Genomic DNA, 17,491 nt, shown 5'->3' on the forward strand with positions numbered 1-17,491 from the left:
TTTTAAATTTCATTGCAACATTTTTCACGTACCTTACGTTAAGAATGATAGAGTAGCACAAATTCATTCATCTCAGGAGGTATAACTCATTATGAAAACATTCAAAATCATCGGAGCTGTCCTGGCGGGCACATTCCTAGCATCGAACGTTGTCTCTGCTGCATCAGCACCGGTTAAACCAGTGGTGATTTCTTCTATTCCTCAGGATTCGATAGGTGGTCAGAAATTAGTTCTTGTTATTAATGGAAGCGGTTTCTCTCCTGTCGATGTTCCGCTATATGCAGGTTCAAGCAAGGAAGTTATGATTCCCATCCGTACAGCAGCCGAAGCACTTGGATATAAGCTGACCTGGAATCAAGGTACGCAATCACTAGGACTCGTCAAAGATAGCCACTCACTATCGTTTCAAGTAGGAAAAGATACATATCGCCTGGATACAACGCTCGTTCCGCTGGGTGCTGTGCCAGAGCTAAAGAATGGTAAAACGTACGTTCCATTATCTTTCTTCGAAAAAGTAATGAAGCTTGACGTTATGGTTGGCCCAACAGGGACTGTTTCGATTACTTCCAAGGGCCAAGGCAGTGAAGAAACCCCTTCAGACACTATAAAGCAAGGATCAATTACTAGTATCTATAAAGGTGAAAAGAATGCTGAAATCGGCCTCAACGGCTATGGTCATGGCGTCCGCCTGGGCATTTCCGATGAAACCGAAATCGTATCTGCTGATAATAAGAAGCTAACCTTCGCTGACCTGCAATTAGGCATGTCCATCGAAGTCGAGCACAGCATGGTGATGGCTATGAGCATGCCGCCGTTGACGAGTGCGATCAAAATTGTTGTGAAAGAACAAGCTCCCAATCAGCAAACCTTGGGAACAGCTGGCGTAATCGAAGAGGTTACACCTGTCGATAATGGTTTGACCCGAGTTGTGATTAAAGGCGATAAGCTCAGCGATGACTCTGTGGACACCATCGTTCTGAACCTTTCAAGCACTACACCAATTTTCGGTACGAAGGACAATAAGGCGGTTGCCGCAAGTGAGCTGAAAAAAGGTGACAAAGTGTATGCTTTCTACGGTCCGGTATTGACCAGAAGCTTGCCACCTATCGGCCAAGTAACCAAAATCGTCGTTGAAAACTAATCTACATGAAGTCGAAGAAATAACGGATGACATGGAAAAAGACCGGCGAGGTGTAGGTCAAGCTATCGACACGGCTTAAATAGCTTTCTTTTAAAGCTACAAATTTATCGCCATCGCCGATGAGCAAATCTCGCTTCAGCACAGAAACCGTTAAGCTACCCAAGAAGCCGCTCAAGCTGATCAGCATGCCTGACAGGAAACCGAAGATCGGGTTGAGCGGCGTCAGGTAGGGATAGATCAGATAGGAGACTCCGGTGGTTACGACAAACGCACAAGCAAAACCATCCCAAGTCAAATACGGATTAGCGGTGGGAACCACTTTCCTCTTTCCCAGATAGAGTGAGGTCAGATAGTGAACGACATCATTCAACTGGGTTAATACCACTAGAAATAATACAAGCCCCGCTCCAAACTCCGGTGTAGCAAATTGAAAGTAAGCCAAGTGACTAAGCCCGAAAACCATCAGCATCAGTCCCCATTGGGTTGAACTAACACTACGCAGAAAGCCAACCGTACCTTTATTGATGAGCCTAGGTAACGGTAGGAGTAAGAATACATAGACCGGGATAAAAACAATAAACATCCCATACCACTCGATATAAATCCAGTAGAACTGTAGAGGAATGGATAAGTACGCCCACAGAAATAGTCTGCGGTCGGATTTTCGCGACTTTATCATGGAGAAATATTCTTTAAGTGCGAAGAAGGTCAGCACCATTAGCGACAGTAATGAGACGACTGGATTGAAGAGTGTAGCGAAACAAAAGATGAAAAGCATGCCCCACCATGTTTTGATACGGAAGCCGATACCTGTATAATCTTTACTCGGCTGTAATTTGCCTATGACTACATACATCAAGTGAATGGCTGATAAGGCTGCGAAAATCAGGATTATCGTTAATAGAGAGCGGTCGATAGCTAATCACCAACTTGTTGTAGAGTAGATTCCATTAATGGGTTCATATGTTATTATGAAGGAAACATTCAATCTTGATAAGGGGAAATTTGTAAATGGCAGCTGATCAATCGGTCTTTATCTTGCTTACGAATACCGGAACGCTCTTTACGAAGCTTATTCAAGGCTACACGAGAGCACCTTATAATCATGCCTCGATCTCCTTTAATCGGGCGCTTTCCGAGTTATATAGCTTTGGTAGAAAGCATCCGAGCAATCCTCTGAATGGCGGATTCGTGAAGGAAGATATTAAGACAGGCACGTTCAGCAAGTATCCCAATACGACGTGTGTCCTCTACGAACTTCAAGTAACAGCCCGTGAGGTTGAAAAAATGGGGCGGGTACTCAAAGTCTTTATCCGAAGTCGTCAAAAGTATCTCTATAATATTCTAGGTGTGATTGGCATCGCTCTGAAAGAACCAGTAGAATTCAGTAACTCCTATTTCTGCTCGCAATTTGTAGCTGAGATTCTGGAGCGGTCAGGCATTAAGCTATGGAACAAGCTGCCCGCGCTCGTTACGCCGGATGATTTTCGACAAAGTGATCGACTGCAATTGATCTATCAAGGCAAATTAAGTGAATACGAACCTAAGCGCTAAGGGAGAGTGGTTAGATGAATAACAAAGCACGGTTCTCAAATCGGGTGGATTCGTATGTAAAGTATCGCCCGAGCTATCCTAGGGAAGCCATTGATTATTTGTACCATACGATTGGGCTAAATCCTAATTGTGATATTGCTGATATTGGTGCGGGAACAGGGATATTCTCTGCATTGCTTCTGGAGCGGGGGAGTCGTGTGACTGCCGTTGAACCGAATCCGGAGATGCGTAGAGCCGCGGAGGAGAAGCTCGCAAAGGATAACCATTTCCGTGCGGTGCCGGGGTCTGCTGAGAAGACAGAATTGTCAGACCAGTCCATAGATTTTATCGTGTGTGCTCAAGCATTTCACTGGTTTGATAGGGACGCAGCGCATTTGGAATTCAAGCGGATTCTTAAACCAGGTGGGAAGGCGATTCTGATATGGAACTCCCGGCTTACTTATGGTACCCCGTTTCTGGAGGAATATGAGCAGCTGATTCGAACCTTCGGCACGGACTACACAGAAGTTAATCATAAGAACATTACCCCTGAGAGTCTTAGTTCCTTTTTCAAGACAGGGCAGATGCAAGTAGCACACTTTAGCAATCAGCAGGTGTTTGATTTCGAGGGATTAAGCGGGCGGCTTAGATCGTCTTCATACACTCCGGTTCCCGGAGATCCACGATACGAGAACATGATGACTGAGCTGCGAAATTTATTTGAACGAAATAAGAAGGATGATAAAGTGTTTTTTGAATATGAGACTGAAGTCTATTGGGGCGAGGTATAAAAAATTATTAGTATATTAAAAAGACTCAAATCCTAGTGTAACAGGGTTTGAGTCTTCTTAATGTCAAGAAAGATGAACATAAAATGTGGTGGATTCGCCGACTGTGCTTTTGGCGTAAATTTTTCCTTTATGCTGTTCAATGATCGATTTGGCAATCGCTAGCCCTAGGCCATAACCACCTTGCTTACGCGCTCGGGAAGTATCCGTACGGTAGAAGCGATCAAAGATTCTTGCTAAATGTTCCGGTGGAATGCCCTCACCTGTATTGGTGACAGATAGCACAACAGAATCGGAAATAGCAAGCACTAAAGGGTTGAAGGCTGGAGGAGATAGCAGCATCAACAACGGAACGTTTACGATCGATTCTGCCGATGATGTAGTACACAGTAATAGCAACGTTGCCTTAACAGATGGAGAATTTAACATCAAAACTGGCGACGATGGATCCATGCGGATACCTTGGTGGCGATATCCGGTGGAGAGGGTGGCGGTGGAAAAGGAAGACCATAAGCTATAAACTGCATGTAAAAGCCACTCCATCACATTGGAGTGGCTTGTTAATACAGAGCTTAATTAGTCGCTATTAACAGGGATGAAATTCTGTTTAATCGGTTTATTTAAGGTATTTATAATCACATTGTGTGAATTAAAAGACAGAATTCGGATCAGCTGCTCTGCCATATGGTTAGCGGTATATTTGAACCCACCCTTTACCCACTCTATGATTAATCCAAATAGAGCATAGGCTGTATAACTGGAAAACAACTCAATATTTATATTGTTATTAGTGTTATTAACCACGACTAAATCCTGCTTGGTGAGCTCCTTTAAGATGTCGCAAATCTTATTTTGAAACCCAGGCAGAACATTGGATTCTACAATGATGGTATAGAAATTAGAGTATGAGGCCACATGTTCAAAAATTTTGATGCTAGAGGTGGTAAGTTCACTAACGATAAATTTATCGGTGTGAAGATAGGGATCTTTATAAGCCTTAATTAAATCCTCTAACACATCATCAATCAGCTCATTCAAAAGTTCTTCTTTGGTTTGATAATGCTTATAGAAGGTTCCTCGGTTTAAGTCGGCAAGGGTAACAATATCGGTTATTGTAATGGTGCGGAAATTCTTTTTTTCCATGAGAAATATCAATGCGTTCTTTAATTCTTTTCTCGATTTGCTAGTTCTCCGATTTTTAAGCAACAGAAGCCCACCTAACTGTCTATTTTCTATTCCTATTTCAACATAATTCCGAGTTATATATATTTATGAACATTTGGTGTCTCATTTGTATATTGATAGTTAAATTGTGGAGGATTAAACTTAAGTAGAATAAATTTTAAGTGTTTTAGAAATTTTATGTATTGATATTTACATTATAGATAAACGTAAAGGAGACTTCCAACATGAAACTTCAAGACAGAGTTGCAGTTGTTACAGGAGCAGCATCGGGTATGGGGAAATCTATCGCAGAATTGTACGCTAAAGAAGGTGCAAAAGTGATTGTAGCCGATCTTAACCTAGAAGGTGCAGAACAAGTAGCTGCAGGAATCGTTAGTAATGGTGGAGTAGCCAAAGCATTGAAAGTAAATGTTGCTCAAGTAGAAGATATCAACAACATGATTGATACCGCGGTAAATGAATATGGGACGCTAGATATTCTAGTCAATAATGCGGGTATCATGGATGGATTCGAGCCTGTTGGCGATATTACCGATGAACGATGGGATCTTATCTTTGATATAAATACTAAAAGTGTAATGCGGTCCATACGTAAAGCGCTGCCTATTTTCCTCGAAAAAGGAAAAGGTGTTATTGTGAATACTGCTTCTACAGGTGGCGTAAGTGGTGCCCATGCTGGAGCAACTTATACTGCCTCCAAACATGCTGTAGTAGGCTTAACGAAAAACACAGCTTTTATGTATGCCAACAAAGGCATTCGTTGTAATGCGATCGCACCAGGAGCTACTGCTACTAACATTAGTGCTTCAATGAAGAATATCAATGAGTTCGGCATGAGCCGCACTCAACTAACACAGGCTGTAATTCCTCGGGTAGGTTCACCTGAAGAAATCGCACAGGTTGCGTTATTCCTGGCTTCGGATGAATCGAGTTTTGTAAACGGAGCTATCCTCGCTGCCGATGCAGGCTGGACTTCAGCATTCTAAACATTGGTTATTATATAAGACGATTCGATTCATATTAAAATCGTAAAAAGATAACAGAGCAGCGATTCTCTAGGTATTAGAGAATCGCTGCTCTTTGCTTTGGGGCGTTGTTTGTTTCTGCTTCAATATTTTATCCCCGGAGTCTAACGGACCCAGATGACGTTATTTGCAAATTTTTAGCCTTTTGAGCAAGGTTTCGGACTCCAGAGACGCTATTTCATATAAAGCGGCCCATATTTGGTGTATTTCGTGCCAATAGTTGCAGTGGAGTCCGTTAGCAATATAAATGTTGAATAATACCTCGTTTAGGGTCAGCTGGGTCCGATAACGAACGACTTCTTATGGGCAAAGGTTAGCGGATCCAACGAAGGAAGTGCCCGGTGCCCGGCATGCTTTCGTTGTACCCAATGAGTACACATAGCTTATCTTTTTATGCTCTTGATATTTCCAGGGTAACCCCTCAAAATAGAGAGAATGCTAACTATAAAGGGAGTTATATGAAATGAACGATGTTAGAGCTCGGAATCATGTGAAAGTGATTGGAGAAGGAGAACGAACGATTATTTTTGCACATGGATTTGGATGTGATCAGAGCATGTGGCAGTTTATTACACCTTCATTCGAGAAGAAATATCGAATCGTTCTATTTGATTATGTAGGCTCAGGTAACTCAGATTTAAGTGCATACACAACGGATAAATATAATACGCTCCACGGCTATGTACAGGATGTATTGGATGTTATCGAAACGCTGGAGCTCAAAGATATTATTTTTATAGGCCACTCTATTAGCTCTATGATCGGGATGCTTGCTTCGATTGAGCGACCGGATTATTTTGATAAAATGATAATGATTGGTCCTTCTCCATGTTATTTAAATGAGGGGGATGCTTATTTCGGAGGCTTCGAGAAAAGTGATATCACTGAGCTTCTGGATATGATGGAGATGAATTTCGCAGGCTGGGCTAGCTTTATGGCGCCTCTTGCCATGAACAACCCTGACCCGAAGTTAACGAAAGAGCTAGAACGCAGCTTTATTTCGGCAGACCCTGTTATTGCTAGAGAATTTGCAGAAGTTACGTTCTTTGCGGATCATCGAGAAGATCTATCTAAAGCCACAGTGCCTACACTTATTCTGCAATGCTCTGATGACAGCATCGTACCTATAGAGGTCGGAGAATATTTGCATAGATACTTGAATAATAGTACCTTCCGGTTAATGGAGGCTAAGGGTCATTACCCACATATTAGTCATCCTGAGGAGACCATCACTTTAATTAATGAATATCTTACGTAAGCTGGACAAGATTATGCTGTGTTGAAAGGATATTTAGATAATGGATGACCGATTAAGATATGCGCCTTGTGGCTATGTTTCTATCACTCATGAAGGAATGATTATCGATGTAAATCAAACCTTTCTGGACCGTATGGGGTATAAACAGGTTGATTTGGTGCACAAGCATTTTGAATCTATCATGTCTACGGCAAACAAGCTTATTTTTCATTCATACTTCTATCCTTTTATTAATCTAAATGGACATGTGGAAGAGTTATTTATAAATTTGAAGGACAGTGAAGGGAAAACGATTCCATATTTATTAAATGGCAGACGGTTCGAGAGTGAAGGCGTAGAGATCATTGATTGTATCCTAGTACAGATGGGAAAACGTATCGATTATGAGCTGGAGCTGCGATCTGCCAAGAAGCAGATAGAAGCAGCGTACTGGGAAAAGGATCAAGCGCTTGCTGAGCTCAGGCAAATTCATTTGGAAATTGAACAGAAACAAATCGAACTGCTAGAGATGAATGCCGTTTTAGTAGAACTATCAAATACAGATAAGCTTACCGGATTAAAGAATAGAAGGTTTCTTCAAGAAAAGCTGGAAGAGCAGATTATAGGGTGCGGTCAGGATCAAGAGCCATTTTCGCTGTGTATCATCGATATTGATCATTTTAAAAAAGTGAATGACACCTACGGGCATCAAACAGGAGACTATGTGCTGGAGAAACTAGCAAGTATCTTGAAATTGCAATCCCGTAAAGAGGATATGGCGGCTAGATATGGCGGCGAAGAATTCGTACTTCTTTTACCTAATACAGATATCGCGGAGTCAAGGACCATAGCTGAGAACTTACGGCAATCGATCGCTTATTCAACTTGGGATATGGGCCAGATTACGGTGAGCATTGGCATAGCTACATTTACTCCCATCGATTCAGAGACCACCCTTCTGCAAAAAGCCGACCAAGCCCTTTATGCTTCTAAAGAGCAGGGAAGAAATCGGGTTACGCACATCATAGATTTGAATGAAAAGCTTCTTTAACAGGGGTCTTTTTTTTCTGCTTATCAAAGCGTGACCCAAGGTCAGCACATCTCCGTCTAGAGGATGAGATCAATTCAGGTTAGAGTCTGATTGCAGGTGACCCCCAGGGCTGTACAATTTAGGTAATGAGAAGGGGGACGGGATGGATATGAAATGGCATAAATACATATCACGCTGGGCGGATTCAAGAGGGCTAGGTGGACGAGAAATTGATTATCAATGGCCGTCTCCATCATTTCCGGTGGTAAGTATTCGCAGCAATTTGGGTCGATACTCAGGTCAGGGGTATGGTTACGGAAGTAAGCCTCAAGTGAAGACAGCTGTTGGATTAATTGCCATTGGAGATATAGCTGTCGGCTTGATTTCCATAGGTGCAATAAGCGTTGGCGTACTATCCTTAGGAGCAATATCACTAGGAATGTGGTTAGCGATCGGAGCGATAGCGCTTAGCTGGCTTGGCTTCGCAGCCGGGGCGATTGCCATTGCAGGCGTGGCGGTGGGAGCGATCGCGATAGCGGAAAAAGCGTTTGGTGCGGTTGCCATAGGTGATACGGCGTTAGGAGCGGTAGCCATAGGGAGGATCGCTGCGGGTGCGGTAGCTATTGGTCAATGGGCATATGGTGTAATCGCAGTTGGAGAGCATGGCTTCGGTTTAATTCCTATCACAGGTGATGTGTGGAATTGGTTCCGGCGTTTGTTTGGGGCGGGGAGTTAAATAGACCTCCAGTCCTAAAGTACCTCTCTTTTCTGGGATAGTCGATAAACATTATCTATCAGAATAGAAAAACTAATTGCAATTACCTATTCGTATTTCATACCATTTAATCATGCGATCAGATGTAGCGTTATGTTACTCTTTGTAATGTATTCGAAACTTCATAGGCAAACCTATGGAAATGTAGGGACGCAAAACTATAGGGACTAAGGTTATCACAACTATTGTCAGCCAGCTGCCAAAGAGTGTATTACGCTTTTTGTTCTTAAGGTTTAATAAAAATTAAGTCTTAATTTTTATGCAACTTTATATGCAATCAAGCTACTCTTTTGGGGTAGTTTTTTTTTGTGCCCATTTTTAGGCATAGAAGAGATTCATATTACATCTGGGGGGTAGAAAAGATGAAAAAAATGATTGCGATCGCTACATCGGCAGCCATGTTAGCCAGTTTTTCGAGTGAGGCAGGTTATGCTTTAGCAAGTGATGTAAGCAAGGTAAGTGTAGTGAACACCGTAGTACAAAGCAAAGCTGAGCTATTAAGCAATGCGTCAGTTATTCCGTTTGATCTGTACGGCAAGGCTATCCTAAGCGCTTATAATGATGTTTTTAGAATGAATCCTGCGAATATTAAATCCATCACAAATAACGGTGGCAACTACTCAGGCTCACCTATAGCTAAGGCTATTGATGGCGATATGAGTACGCATTGGGAAACGGGCAAACCGAATAGTTCAACGTTCACGAATGAGGTTGTCTTTGTTTTCAATGAGTCCACTGAATTAAATAGAATCGTATACGCTGCAAGACAATCCAGTGCAAAGGGGAAGGGGTTTGCTCAGGAATTTGATATTTATGGCTCAACTACGGATGCAGGCGATTATACGCTAGTATCCTCTGGAGAATATAAAGACGGAGCAGGTGACGTAGTAGAGATTCAGTTTGCACCCACAGCCTTCAAGAGACTTAAATTTGTCTTCAAAAAAGCTAACCAAGATTGGGCGAGTGCGGCTGAATTTTCTTTTTATAAAGAAGATGCCGTATCCGCTAAGATGAAAAATTTATTTACAGATGATACCTTGAGTCAAGTTAGCGCAGCATTTAATACGGCAGAGAAATTAACAGCATTAGAACAAGAAGTGCAGTCACATCCACTGTACGCGCAGTTTAAAGCAGATATAGAGAACGCCAAAGTACTACTGGAGAACCATCAAATAGAGGCAACACCAGCCAAGGTCTCGAAGCTAAAAGGGTATGGTACAGAATATGAATCTGCCTATAGCCAAGCTTATAGAATGCTAAACTCAAACGTATCTAAAGTAACTGTGAACGGTGGAAGCTACTCGGGCACGAAACCTGAATACATGCTTGATGATCAACCAAATACGCACTGGGAAACGAACAAAAACAATGATGTAAGCTTCACCAATGAAGTTGTGTTTGAGTTAGCACAAGCGGAAGTATTGGATAGAGTGGCTTTCCTGGCTAGAGATAATCGCAAAGGCTTCCCAGAGGCTTTTGAAATTTATGCATCCGAGACGAGTAAGGGAGAAACCTTCCAGCTCGTATCTAGCGGAACCGCCACTAGCACGAACGACTTTCTGGAGTTTAAATTCGAACCTACGAAGTTTAAAAGATTGAAATTCAAGTTCACGAAAGCCAATATCAACAGACCTTTTGCGGCTGAATTTAGATTTTATACAGAGGATAAAGTAAGCGAAGCTGTAAATGGTATTTTCACAGATGGCACGATGAGTGCGGTTGTTCCTGCTTATAATAGCGTCGAAGCAATCAACGAATTAGAAGAAGCGGCAAAAGTACATCCGCTCTATCCAATCCTTAAAGATGCTTTGGATTTAGCTAGAAAGCTAGTGAATGGTGAAGTTCAAATCGAAGGCACCCTCATTGAGGCCGAGCAGCGTGGTGATATGAAAAAGCATGCGACGCAAAACCTGAGAATTGGTTTCGGTACGAACAACCAACCTACGGGGCTTGTGGCAATGCCTGGTGATACGATCAATGTTTATGTGGATGCAGCTTCTAGCGATAAACTACCTTCTTTAGTCTTTTCTCAACAAGAGGCAGCTTGGAATGTTTGGGCTAGAAGCGTGCAATTGCGTCCGGGTAAGAACACTTTAAACGTTCCTGAATTTGCGACGAATAGTTATTATGCACATGATGTGACTAAGGGCGGTACGGTGTATATCGTAAATCCATATACGGCTGATGAACAAGGGAAGGCGCCTCTGATCCGGTTCGAAGGTTTAGAGAAGATTCCATTTATGACGAAGGCTACAGATCCAGAGCAATTTAAAGCTTTCCTTACCACATACAAACAAAGATTAGACGAAGATAAAGCTGCTCATCCGAATGTTCAAGATCGTGAGCTCATCGATGTGGTTGAAATGGTCAGCGATCATGTTATTTTTACAGGAACAGCTACAGAAGCGTACAACAAGTTTATTACGCAAGGTAATAATCCACTGAATACCGTAACCGGCTACGATACTTGGATGAAGACGATCTTTGACTTCTATGGCTTAGATGGCAGTAGCGAGATCCATGATGCCAAGCTAATCCGTGAAAATATTCGATTGATGCAGCCTTATGGTGCAATGTATGCTGCGGGCGATCATACAGGGATACAACTTGGAACAGTGGGGACTATGTTAGGAGATTTTAATACGACTTATCTAGGCTGGGGATTGAATCATGAAATTGGGCATCGCTTGGCTATGGGTGAACGAGAATATGGCGAAGTAACCAATAATATGGTGTCTATGTTGATGTCAGTCTATGCGGACTCGATGGATACTCGTATTCCTTTTGAAAGTGATATTTATAAATATGTGATCGAAGAAAATAAAGTGGTTATGAATCAGCAGGGCTTATTTGCACAGCTTGGTGCCTACTGGCAGTTGGAATTGGCGCACCCGGGTTACTGGACAGAACTGACCAAGCTGTACCGCGAGCGGAAGGTATCCCTTCCGAACGGCGACAACTCCAAGCAGCAGTATTTGGTGGAGTTCTCCTCTGAAGTGCTGGGGTTAGACTTAAGCAGCTATTTTGCCAGACATGGCTTCACTGTGAATCCTGAAACGAAAGAGAAGCTAGCTAAATATCCAGCACCTCAAAAACTATGGTATTTAAATAACTCGGTCGTTCATTATGAGGGAACAGGAATAACAGATAAGAATGTTGCGATAAAGGTTAATATCACGCCTAACCCTACTGCTAAATCGAACACATTAAGCTTCAGTATGGATAAGGATATTAAGAAAGATTTCTTAGGATATGAAGTGTATAGAGACGATAAGCTAGTAGGGTTTACAGGGACTGACCAGTTCGTGGACACGAATGTAGATAGCAGCATCAATTATACGTACAAGATCGTTGGTTATGATAAGAAGCTGAACCCACTGAAGCCGGTACAGGTTAAAGCCTTCAAGCCAGCGCTGTCAGTTGAAGATCAAATTACGTTAAAGCTTAATCAAACCTTTGATCCGATGAAGAATGTAAAAGCGACTAACTATCAAGGGAACGATATTACTGCTGATGTCACCCTGAAATCAAATACCGTCGATGTAACGCAAAAAGGCGATTACGAAGTGGTATATGAAGTGAAGAACGAAGGGGTTACAGAAACCAAAACTACACAGGTTACGGTAACGAGTGACTATGCCTATCTTTCGGATCTCAATGCCAAGTCAGTTGTTGTAGGTTGGGGTGAATTAAAGAAAGACAAAGCCGTTTCTGGTGGAATTATCACCCTTGTTCGACAAGGATTAGCTGCAACTTATGCCAAAGGGATCGGCGTACATGCGAACTCTGAAGTTGTTTATGATACTGAGGGTAAAGGCTATGACTTCTTTGAAAGCTATATCGGAATCGATCAAGCGATGAAAGGAAAGTCATCCTCTGCAACCTTTGAAGTGTATGTAGATGGAGAGAAGAATTTCGCGAGCGAGGTTTTCCGGGCAGGGACAGAGCACGAATTTGTAAAAATCCCTGTGACTGGCGCACGCGAAGTGAAGCTGGTTACAACAGATGCTACAGATGGTAATGGTTCAGACCATACGGTATGGGCGGATGCGAAGTTTACGAATACTTCAAGCAAACCGACCATTACAGTGCCGGAAGAGACAATCTTCGTTAAGCTGAATAGTGAATTTGATGTTTTGACCGATGTTACAGCTACTGATACGGAAGATGGTAACTTGATTGGAGCCGTTGAGGTAAACTCGAATGGGTTCACTTCAAGCAAAACAGGTACTTATAACGTCGAACTATCAGTTACTGATCGGGATGGAAATACAGCTGTAAAGACTAGAACAATCGTTGTATACAGCGCTAGTAAATACCTGAGTGATACAGCTTGGCAATCGGCAAGAACGGATTATAATGTAGTTCGAAAGGATAAAGCAAGTACTAACAATTCGATTAAACTACTCGTAAATGGTGTAACAAAAGAGTTCGCTAAGGGCTTAGGAACGCATGCCAACTCCGAGATCGTGTATAATCTGGCGGGTGCTAATTTCGAATATTTTGAAACATATGTAGGGGTTGACCGAAATATCCCAGAGCAAAACAACTCCAGTGTGATCTTCAAAATCTTCGCTGATGGGGTAGAAGTGTATAATAGCGGACTGATGAAATTTGGTACGGAAGCCAAACTAGCTCGAATTTCTGTGAAGGGTGTAAGTGAACTGAAATTGGTATTAGACAATGCAGGCAACGGAAATGCTTCAGATCATGGCGATTTCGCTGATGCGAAGTTTATGATCCTGAACAGTACACCAGAGCTTACGATACCTAAATCTGTATCTACCAAAGTGGGCCAAGCGATAGCCATAAACGAAAGCTATTCAGCAATAGATTCAGAGGACGGTGACTTGACGGCTAAAGTTAAGGTTACGGGTGAAGATCAAGTTAAATTTAATAGAGCCGGAAAGTATCCGATCACGTACACTGTAACCGATAGTGATGGAAATACGACCACGAAGACTAGAACTATAGCCGTAGTAGACATGACGGACTTTACGTACCTGACGGATTATGATTGGAATTCTACTCAGAACAGCTATACCGCACCTTTGAAGGATAAATCTATTAGTGCCAATACGCTGAGATTAACAGATGAGAGCAACCAAGTAGTGGTATACGAAAGAGGGATTGGAGCACACTCTAACTCCACGATTGTGTACGATCTAAGCGACAAGAACGCGGACTACTTCACTTCCTATTTAGGTGTAGATCGACAAATGTATGGTACGGTCGGTTCGGTGAGCTTTGAAGTATTCGTCGATGGAGAGAAGAAATTCGATAGTGGCGTTATGGGCTCCAGAGATCCGCAGAAATTCATTGAATTGGATATTAACGGAGCAAAAGAGCTGAAATTAGTCGTTACAGACGGCGGAAATGGTAACGGATCTGACCATGCTACATGGGGAGGAACCAGACTACATTTTGCGAATGGAGATCACCTATTCACTGGAGATCTGGAACAAGCGATTGCAGCGGCGAAAGCAATTTCTCTAGAAGGCTTCACGGCTGAGAGTATAGCAGCATTTACGGCCAGCCTTTCGGGTGCAGAAGCAGCTTTGGCTAATCCTTCTGTCACACAAAGTGAAGTTGATGCAGCTGTAGCAGCATTACAACAAGCAATAGAGGGTCTGACCGAAATAGACCTCACGCAAATCATTACTATTGCGGACCCATATTTAAGTGCTTCGATCAAGACCACTTTAGGCGTAACTGGAGAATTAACATTAGGTGATATGTATAACCTTACAACGTTAACGAGTGAGACCGGAAGAGCTAGATCCTTGGAAGGTCTACAGTACGCCAAGAACCTAGAGACACTTGATATTACTGGAAATGAAATTACAGATTTCTCCCCACTACAAGGGTTAACTAAACTAACGAGCTTATTGGCTGACCCTCAAGTGGTAGAGGTTGGAGAATTAAAGGGACCTGTGGTTGAATTGACCAATCCGGTGAAAGGGCTCGATGGCAGTAAAGTGATCCCTATTTCAGCAGGGGTCAGAAACACTGGAACATCTAAAGAAATCATGTTTGATATGAATGAATGGGCAGCTAATCCTGATGTGTTCACTATAGACCTATCGAACGAGGAGAAGGGAACTTACATGCTGGGGATAACTTACCAAGTCGCAGGTAATCTCGTGCAATTGATTTCTTTTATTGATAACAATTAAATCCCATAGGCAAAAAAAGAACAGACGAATTGTGGTTTATATAAACCGTGATTCGCCTGTTTTTTTGTTCCTTTTACATACTTATATTATAAAATTATCCATTTTGTAATATGACAGAAGTGATGACAACGCTCACTATAACCTGACAAGTCTTTTAATTATAATTAATCAGAACCATTTCAATCCATTCAATCAAATACACTAGAGGTGATACAGATGTTAGGAATCGGCTTGGTCATCGTTATTATAGCAGTAACCTATTTACTGGTTGCTTACAATCGATTGGTCATGATGCGTAATCGTGTGAAGGAGCCTTTTGCTACAATTGAAGCCTATCTACAAGAGCGGTTTGAGGCGCTAACGGAAGTTGCGGAAATGGTCATCTGTTATGCTACAAATGAACGTGAGACCCTAGCGCTAGTGAATAGGATGCGTACTGGTTTAAAAGATCATCAGCTACCTGCTGAGAAGCTAAGTAGATATGTGAAAATGGAGAAGTATCTTCATATGATAAATGTTCAGGTGGACAATTATCCGGAGCTGAAAGCTGGCGATGAGTATCTCAAATTGCAACGTAGCATTAATATTTTGGAGGAAAAGTTATCCGCCAGTAGACGAATCTATAATACAAATGTGACAAGCTACAATACGATGATTAGTATTTATCCTTATCGTTTATTTGCAAGGATAGCTGGATTTAAGTCGGAAATCTTGCTTAAAATGGAGGGCGCCAAACGGGCAGAGGTGAATTGGACGGTATCCTAACTGGATTTGATACAGAGAATTAAAAAGCAAGGGTTAGAGGGAGGTGTTTTCATGAAAATCGTTATTGTAGACGATCATCCTTTAGTTAGAAGAGGGCTGGCATCTGTCATTTCAATGCAACCGAATGTGCAATTTGCTGGTGAAGCTACGAATGGTCAAGAAGCATTTGACGTGATTGAAGCGACAAAGCCTGATATTGTTCTCATTGATCTTAAGCTTGCTGATGAATCGGGGCTGGATGTCATTAAGAGAGCGCGTGCTCGCGGCATTGTTAGTAAGTTCATTCTGTTGACTTCCTCTGCGAGTAGAGAGGATTTCTTAAGGGCTGAAGAAGTACTGGTAGATGGATATGTCCTGAAAGAAGCGCTGCCGGAGGAATTACTTTTTGCTATCCAGTTGGTGCACAAAGGGAGAAAGTATTATGATCCTGGTCTAATGGAAGAAAAGATGCGTATTAGCGGCAGCAGTCCGACGGATGAATTGACACCGAAAGAGAAGGAAGTACTGATTGAGCTTGGACAAGGTGCTTGCAACAGAAGAATCGCTACACGTCTCTTTATCAGTGAATTTACGGTGAAGAAGCATGTCAGCCAGATTTTAGCGAAGCTGCAGGTGAATGATCGGACACAGGCGGCACTGTACGCAAACGCGATAGGGCTAACGAAATATGAAATGTCTTATGAGTAAAAATATTGCCTTAGCATTACATACGAGGAGGTGTCCCAGCAGCCAGTTCATAGCTTTTGGGACACCTCCTGAATTGACGGTTTGTCAAGCTAAGTGCGACACCTGTTCCATAAAAGATTCGTGAGCAGATTTCCATCCTAGACATTTTCGAGGGCGGTTGTTAATGAGATGGATGGTATGAGCGAGTTCCTCATCAGTAACCTGCCCAAAGTCATGACCTTTTGGAAAGAACTCTCGAAGTAGCCCATTCCCGTTTTCGTTAGATCCTCGTTGCCAGGACGAATAGGGATCGGCAAAGTAGATATCCAGTCCGTGAAAGGTTTCTAGGGCGCTATAGCAGGCGAATTCTTTCCCGCGATCTGTCGTAGCCGTTAGAAAAGTTTTGTGAGGGTACTGGCTAGCAATGACACCGAAAGCGATCTCCATCGAGTGAGCCGTACGGTCTGGCATTTTTAGGGCTAGATACATCCGTGTCTTGCGCTCGATGAATGTGGCGGCACAGGCTCGGCTTTTTCCTCGGCTGGATACAACCGTATCCAATTCCCAATGTCCGAAAGCCTCTCGTTTACGCACCTCTTTAGGGCGCTGGCTAATGGGTTTCCCGATGAGAAAGCGTCCACGTGTCTCCATGGGCTTACGCCGTTTACCCTTATGTCTTAGTACCTTTACTTCACCTGTAGCAAGGCGTCCAGTATAGAGCCAACGGTAGATGGTCTTGAAACAAACGAACGATTTACCGTGAAGTCTCCTATGCTCGGCAATTTGCTCAGGTGACCAAGTCTGCTGTAGGTTTGCTTCCAGTTCGCTGGCTAACTCAAGGGTAAACCGACCCTTTGGTTTACACGATACTCGCCGCTCCGTGTAACTAGCCTGTGCAATCTCTGCGGCGTACGTCTCCCTGCAACTCTCTCTGTTTCGCTCTCTAGCAATGGTGGAGTGATGTCTGCCTAGTTCCTTGCCAATCTGTCGATTGGACCATCCCAAGCGAAGTAAGATTTCTAGCTGACTGCGTTCAGTTATGTTAAGATGTGTGTAGCCCATGGTTTGATTCTCCTGTGTAATGGTTGTTGTGGTGACTCCATTTTACACGAATCTTCCATGGGTGTTTTTTATCTGTCGCACTTCATATTACAATCCGTCGTATGCAAT

General features: G+C 42.7%; 14 protein-coding genes, 1 pseudogene and 1 riboswitch. Of the genes and pseudogenes, 11 read left to right on the plus strand and 4 right to left on the minus strand.

From position 1 onward, the window contains the following. Positions 1 to 91: 91 nt before the first annotated feature. The gene (locus NSS67_RS03515) at positions 92 to 1,141 is read left to right on the plus strand and encodes a copper amine oxidase N-terminal domain-containing protein (protein WP_339318331.1); all 1,050 of its coding nucleotides are present in this window, start codon (positions 92 to 94) and stop codon (positions 1,139 to 1,141) included. A gap of 1 nt (position 1,142) precedes the next feature. Here NSS67_RS03515 and NSS67_RS03520 read toward each other — a convergent pair whose 3' ends face one another. Then, entirely contained in the window at positions 1,143 to 2,057 is a 915-nt protein-coding gene (locus NSS67_RS03520) for a phosphatidate cytidylyltransferase (RefSeq protein WP_339320491.1), read from the minus strand. A 95-nt stretch (positions 2,058 to 2,152) separates the two neighbouring features. Here NSS67_RS03520 and NSS67_RS03525 point away from each other — a divergent pair, with 95 nt between their 5' ends. Both NSS67_RS03525 and NSS67_RS03530 read left to right on the plus strand, forming a co-directional pair. Further along, the gene (locus NSS67_RS03525) at positions 2,153 to 2,695 is read left to right on the plus strand and encodes a hypothetical protein (protein WP_339318332.1); all 543 of its coding nucleotides are present in this window, start codon (positions 2,153 to 2,155) and stop codon (positions 2,693 to 2,695) included. A gap of 14 nt (positions 2,696 to 2,709) precedes the next feature. Further along, positions 2,710 to 3,465, plus strand: coding sequence for a class I SAM-dependent methyltransferase (locus NSS67_RS03530; protein WP_339318333.1), 756 nt, complete (start codon positions 2,710 to 2,712; stop codon positions 3,463 to 3,465). A 63-nt stretch (positions 3,466 to 3,528) separates the two neighbouring features. On the opposite strand, the pseudogene NSS67_RS03535 reads toward NSS67_RS03530, so the two are convergent. Next, positions 3,529 to 3,750, minus strand: a pseudogene (locus NSS67_RS03535) (ATP-binding protein); the annotation flags it as partial. A gap of 28 nt (positions 3,751 to 3,778) precedes the next feature. Between NSS67_RS03535 and NSS67_RS03540 the strand changes: the two are divergent. After that, positions 3,779 to 3,982: a carbohydrate-binding domain-containing protein gene (locus tag NSS67_RS03540; RefSeq protein WP_339318334.1), complete on the plus strand. Its 204-nt coding sequence runs from the start codon at positions 3,779 to 3,781 to the stop codon at positions 3,980 to 3,982. A 56-nt stretch (positions 3,983 to 4,038) separates the two neighbouring features. Here NSS67_RS03540 and NSS67_RS03545 read toward each other — a convergent pair whose 3' ends face one another. After that, positions 4,039 to 4,605, minus strand: coding sequence for a TetR/AcrR family transcriptional regulator (locus NSS67_RS03545; RefSeq protein ID WP_339318335.1), 567 nt, complete (start codon positions 4,603 to 4,605; stop codon positions 4,039 to 4,041). Positions 4,606 to 4,871: 266 nt separating this feature from the next. On the opposite strand from NSS67_RS03545, the gene NSS67_RS03550 reads away from it, so the two are divergent. The 7 genes from NSS67_RS03550 to NSS67_RS03580 all read left to right on the plus strand — a co-directional run bounded on the left by NSS67_RS03550 (position 4,872) and on the right by NSS67_RS03580 (position 16,342). Then, positions 4,872 to 5,633 (plus strand): SDR family oxidoreductase, encoded by a 762-nt coding sequence (locus NSS67_RS03550; protein WP_339318336.1) that lies wholly within the window; start codon positions 4,872 to 4,874, stop codon positions 5,631 to 5,633. A 502-nt stretch (positions 5,634 to 6,135) separates the two neighbouring features. Beyond that, positions 6,136 to 6,930, plus strand: a complete 795-nt coding sequence (locus tag NSS67_RS03555; RefSeq protein WP_339318337.1) for an alpha/beta hydrolase — start codon at positions 6,136 to 6,138, stop codon at positions 6,928 to 6,930. Positions 6,931 to 6,970: 40 nt separating this feature from the next. Then, complete coding sequence (locus NSS67_RS03560) at positions 6,971 to 7,960, plus strand: sensor domain-containing diguanylate cyclase (RefSeq protein ID WP_339318338.1); 990 nt, start codon at positions 6,971 to 6,973, stop codon at positions 7,958 to 7,960. Between the two features lie 148 nt (positions 7,961 to 8,108). Next, positions 8,109 to 8,675, plus strand: a complete 567-nt coding sequence (locus NSS67_RS03565) for a hypothetical protein (RefSeq protein ID WP_339318339.1) — start codon at positions 8,109 to 8,111, stop codon at positions 8,673 to 8,675. Between the two features lie 156 nt (positions 8,676 to 8,831). Continuing rightward, positions 8,832 to 8,918: riboswitch (cyclic di-GMP riboswitch) on the plus strand. Between the two features lie 158 nt (positions 8,919 to 9,076). Beyond that, on the plus strand, positions 9,077 to 14,890 hold the full coding sequence (locus tag NSS67_RS03570; RefSeq protein ID WP_339318340.1) for an NPCBM/NEW2 domain-containing protein: 5,814 nt from the start codon (positions 9,077 to 9,079) through the stop codon (positions 14,888 to 14,890). 216 nt (positions 14,891 to 15,106) lie between these two features. Further along, positions 15,107 to 15,655, plus strand: coding sequence for a LemA family protein (locus tag NSS67_RS03575; RefSeq protein WP_339318341.1), 549 nt, complete (start codon positions 15,107 to 15,109; stop codon positions 15,653 to 15,655). A gap of 51 nt (positions 15,656 to 15,706) precedes the next feature. Further along, entirely contained in the window at positions 15,707 to 16,342 is a 636-nt protein-coding gene (locus NSS67_RS03580) for a response regulator transcription factor (RefSeq protein WP_339318342.1), read from the plus strand. A gap of 84 nt (positions 16,343 to 16,426) precedes the next feature. Here the strand turns inward: NSS67_RS03580 and NSS67_RS03585 are convergent, their stop codons facing one another. Next, positions 16,427 to 17,383 carry an IS30 family transposase gene (locus NSS67_RS03585; RefSeq protein ID WP_339318250.1) on the minus strand — a complete coding sequence of 319 codons (957 nt, stop codon included), beginning with the start codon at positions 17,381 to 17,383 and terminating at the stop codon, positions 16,427 to 16,429. Between the last annotated feature and the right edge of the window lie 108 nt (positions 17,384 to 17,491).

Origin of the sequence: Paenibacillus sp. FSL R10-2734 (assembly GCF_037963865.1) — a bacterium.
GTDB lineage: Bacteria > Bacillota > Bacilli > Paenibacillales > Paenibacillaceae > Paenibacillus_AQ.

Coding starts and splice junctions, on each gene's coding strand:
- NSS67_RS03515 (WP_339318331.1), top strand. CDS start 92: ATGAAAACATTCAAAATCATCGGAGCTGTCCTGGCGGGCACATTCCTA.
- NSS67_RS03525 (WP_339318332.1), top strand. CDS start 2,153: ATGGCAGCTGATCAATCGGTCTTTATCTTGCTTACGAATACCGGAACG.
- NSS67_RS03530 (WP_339318333.1), top strand. CDS start 2,710: ATGAATAACAAAGCACGGTTCTCAAATCGGGTGGATTCGTATGTAAAG.
- NSS67_RS03545 (WP_339318335.1), bottom strand. CDS start 4,605: ATGGAAAAAAAGAATTTCCGCACCATTACAATAACCGATATTGTTACC.
- NSS67_RS03550 (WP_339318336.1), top strand. CDS start 4,872: ATGAAACTTCAAGACAGAGTTGCAGTTGTTACAGGAGCAGCATCGGGT.
- NSS67_RS03555 (WP_339318337.1), top strand. CDS start 6,136: ATGAACGATGTTAGAGCTCGGAATCATGTGAAAGTGATTGGAGAAGGA.
- NSS67_RS03560 (WP_339318338.1), top strand. CDS start 6,971: ATGGATGACCGATTAAGATATGCGCCTTGTGGCTATGTTTCTATCACT.
- NSS67_RS03565 (WP_339318339.1), top strand. CDS start 8,109: ATGAAATGGCATAAATACATATCACGCTGGGCGGATTCAAGAGGGCTA.
- NSS67_RS03570 (WP_339318340.1), top strand. CDS start 9,077: ATGAAAAAAATGATTGCGATCGCTACATCGGCAGCCATGTTAGCCAGT.
- NSS67_RS03575 (WP_339318341.1), top strand. CDS start 15,107: ATGTTAGGAATCGGCTTGGTCATCGTTATTATAGCAGTAACCTATTTA.
- NSS67_RS03580 (WP_339318342.1), top strand. CDS start 15,707: ATGAAAATCGTTATTGTAGACGATCATCCTTTAGTTAGAAGAGGGCTG.
- NSS67_RS03585 (WP_339318250.1), bottom strand. CDS start 17,383: ATGGGCTACACACATCTTAACATAACTGAACGCAGTCAGCTAGAAATC.